This is a genomic window from Pseudomonas folii (assembly GCF_014357575.1).
Taxonomy (GTDB): Bacteria; Pseudomonadota; Gammaproteobacteria; order Pseudomonadales; family Pseudomonadaceae; genus Aquipseudomonas; species Aquipseudomonas folii.
This window is the reverse complement of the sequence record NZ_JACONW010000281.1, coordinates 1-2,798: the sequence shown is the minus strand read 5'-3', so window position 1 is coordinate 2,798 and position 2,798 is coordinate 1. Positions and strand designations below refer to the sequence as shown.

Below are 2,798 nucleotides of genomic sequence, written 5' to 3'. Positions count from 1 at the left end.
GAGCAAGCACCGCTCCCACAAAAATGTGTTCCCACAGGAAAGTCAGTGCTTACAAACGTATAGACATCCATGACACCGGATGTCAGCCAGGCGACACCCGACAGGCCAATGATTTGGCCGACGCGACCCAGCAGGTATCCTTGCGCGCCTGAGTACCTGGCAGTTCGCTGGAAAGAAACTGGATTGGATTGAAATGACGTCACAGCAAGGTTTGAAACGCGGGCTTTCGGCCCGGCACATTCGCTTCATGGCGCTGGGGTCAGCCATCGGCACCGGCCTGTTTTACGGCTCGGCTTCGGCGATCCAGATGGCAGGCCCGGCCGTTTTGCTGGCCTACCTGATCGGCGGTGCAGCGGTATTCATGGTCATGCGCGCCTTGGGTGAAATGGCCGTTCACAACCCGGTCTCCGGCTCGTTCGGCGAGTACGCCAGCACGTATCTGGGCCCAATGGCGGGCTTCGTGCTCGGCTGGACCTACGCCTTTGAAATGATCATTGTCTGCATCGCTGACGTCACCGCGTTCGGGATTTACATGGGTTTCTGGTTCCCGGAAGTCCCCCGCTGGATATGGGTACTGGGCATCGTCTTCCTGATCGGCGCGCTCAACCTGTGCAACGTCAAAGTCTTCGGCGAGACCGAGTTCTGGCTGTCACTGCTCAAAGTCGGCGCCATTGTCGCAATGATCGTCGCCGGGCTTGGCTTGCTGCTGTTCGGGGTCAACCTGTCGGGCAGTGGCGAGACGGTTTCCAGTATCAGCAATCTGTGGAGCCATGGCGGGTTCATGCCCAATGGCATCGGCGGTTTGATTGCCTGCTTTGCGGTGGTGATGTTCGCCTTCGGCGGTATCGAAATCATCGGTATCACTGCGGGCGAAGCCAAGGACCCACAACACACCATCCCGCAGGCTATCAACTCGGTACCGCTGCGCATTCTGCTGTTCTACGTGCTGACCTTGTTCGTGCTGATGTCGCTGTTCCCGTGGTCGCAGATCACCAAGGCAAACAGCCCGTTCGTGCAGATCTTCTCCAGCCTCGGCCTGCCATGGGCGGCTGCGCTGCTAAACGTTGTGGTGATTTCTGCAGCGGTGTCGGCGATCAACAGCGACGTGTTCGGCGCTGGCCGCATCATGTACGGCCTGGCGCAACAGGGTCAGGCACCGGCTGCGTTTTCGCAACTGTCCAGACAGGGCGTGCCGTGGATGACCGTGCTGGTGATGGGCGTCGCGCTGTTGCTTGGTGTTTGGCTGAATTACCGAATCCCGGAAAACGTGTTCATGGTCATCGCCTCGATTGCGACCTTTGCCACCGTTTGGGTCTGGCTGATGATCCTGCTGACCCAAGTCGCCATGCGCCGCAAGATGAGCCGCGAAGACGCAGCGCAGCTGAAATTCCCGGTGCCGTTCTGGCCCTACGCACCCGCCGCAGCCATCGTGTTCATGCTGTTTATTTTCGGCGTGCTGGGTTATTTCCCGGACAACCGTATCGCGCTGATCGTTGGCGCAGGCTGGGTTGTGCTGTTGATCGCGGCCTACCGCATTTGGGGCAAGCCGGGCTCGGCAAAACGCCCTGAACATTCCCCTCCCACCCACCGGTAACCTCGGAGACTGGACATGAAAACGCTCTGGAAACACTGTCACGTAGCAAGCATGGCTCAAGGCAAATACTCGATCGTCGAAGATGCCGCCATCGTGACCTCTGGAGCGTTGATCGAGTGGATCGGGCCTCAATCGGCTCTCGTTGAAACCGCTTACGACAGTGTCATCGACTTGAACGGCGCGTGGGTCACGCCGGGGCTGATCGACTGCCACACTCATACGGTGTTCGGCGGCAACCGCAGCGGCGAATTCGAGCAGCGCCTGCAAGGTGTGAGTTATGCCGAAATCGCCGCGGCCGGTGGCGGCATTGCCAGCACCGTGCGCGCGACTCGCGCCGCCAGTGAAGACGAGCTGTACGCCAGCGCCGAGCGCCGTCTGCGGCACTTGCTCAAGGACGGCGTGACCACGGTGGAAATGAAGTCCGGTTACGGCCTGGACCTGGCCAGCGAGCGCAAGCTGCTGCGGGTTATCCGCCGACTGGGCAACACGCTGCCGGTTACAGTGCGCAGCACGTGTCTGGCTGCCCATGCACTGCCGCCTGAATACGCCGACCGGGCTGACGACTACATCAATCACATCTGTAGCGAAATGCTGCCCGCACTGGCCGAGGAGGGTTTGGTCGATGCGGTGGATGCGTTCTGTGAGTACCTGGCGTTCTCCCCGGCGCAAGTCGAGCAGGTTTTCATCACTGCCGGGCAGTTGGGCTTGCCGGTAAAACTGCATGCCGAGCAGCTTTCGCCGTTGGCAGGCTCTAGTCTGGCGGCGCGTTATAAGGCATTGTCGGCGGATCATCTGGAATTCATGACCGAGGCCGATACCGTCGCCATGGCCGCGGCTGGAACCGTCGCGGTGCTGCTGCCGGGCGCTTATTACTTCCTGCGCGAAACTCAATTGCCGCCGATGGACGCGCTGCGCAAACACGGGGTCGACATCGCGATTGCCAGCGACCTCAACCCCGGCACATCGCCCGCTTTGTCTTTGCGTTTGATGCTTAACATGGCGTGCACGCTGTTCCGCATGACACCCGAAGAAGCCCTGGCCGGGGTCACGATCAACGCCGCGAAAGCCCTCGGCCTGGGCGAAACCCATGGTTCGCTGGAGGTCGGCAAAGTCGCAGACTTCGTAGCCTGGAACATCGAACGCCCTGCTGATCTGGCGTATTGGCTGGGTGGCGATCTGGACAAACGCATCGTCCGTCACGGTG

General features: G+C 60.5%; 2 protein-coding genes. Both read left to right on the top strand.

The window, feature by feature from the left end:
- Positions 1-193: 193 nt before the first annotated feature.
- The gene (locus H8S59_RS26675; RefSeq protein ID WP_187523350.1) at positions 194-1,594 is read left to right on the top strand and encodes an amino acid permease; all 1,401 of its coding nucleotides are present in this window, start codon (positions 194-196) and stop codon (positions 1,592-1,594) included.
- 15 nt (positions 1,595-1,609) lie between these two features.
- A partial coding sequence (hutI, locus tag H8S59_RS26670) for an imidazolonepropionase (protein WP_187523349.1) occupies positions 1,610-2,798 on the top strand: 1,189 nt, incomplete at its 3' end.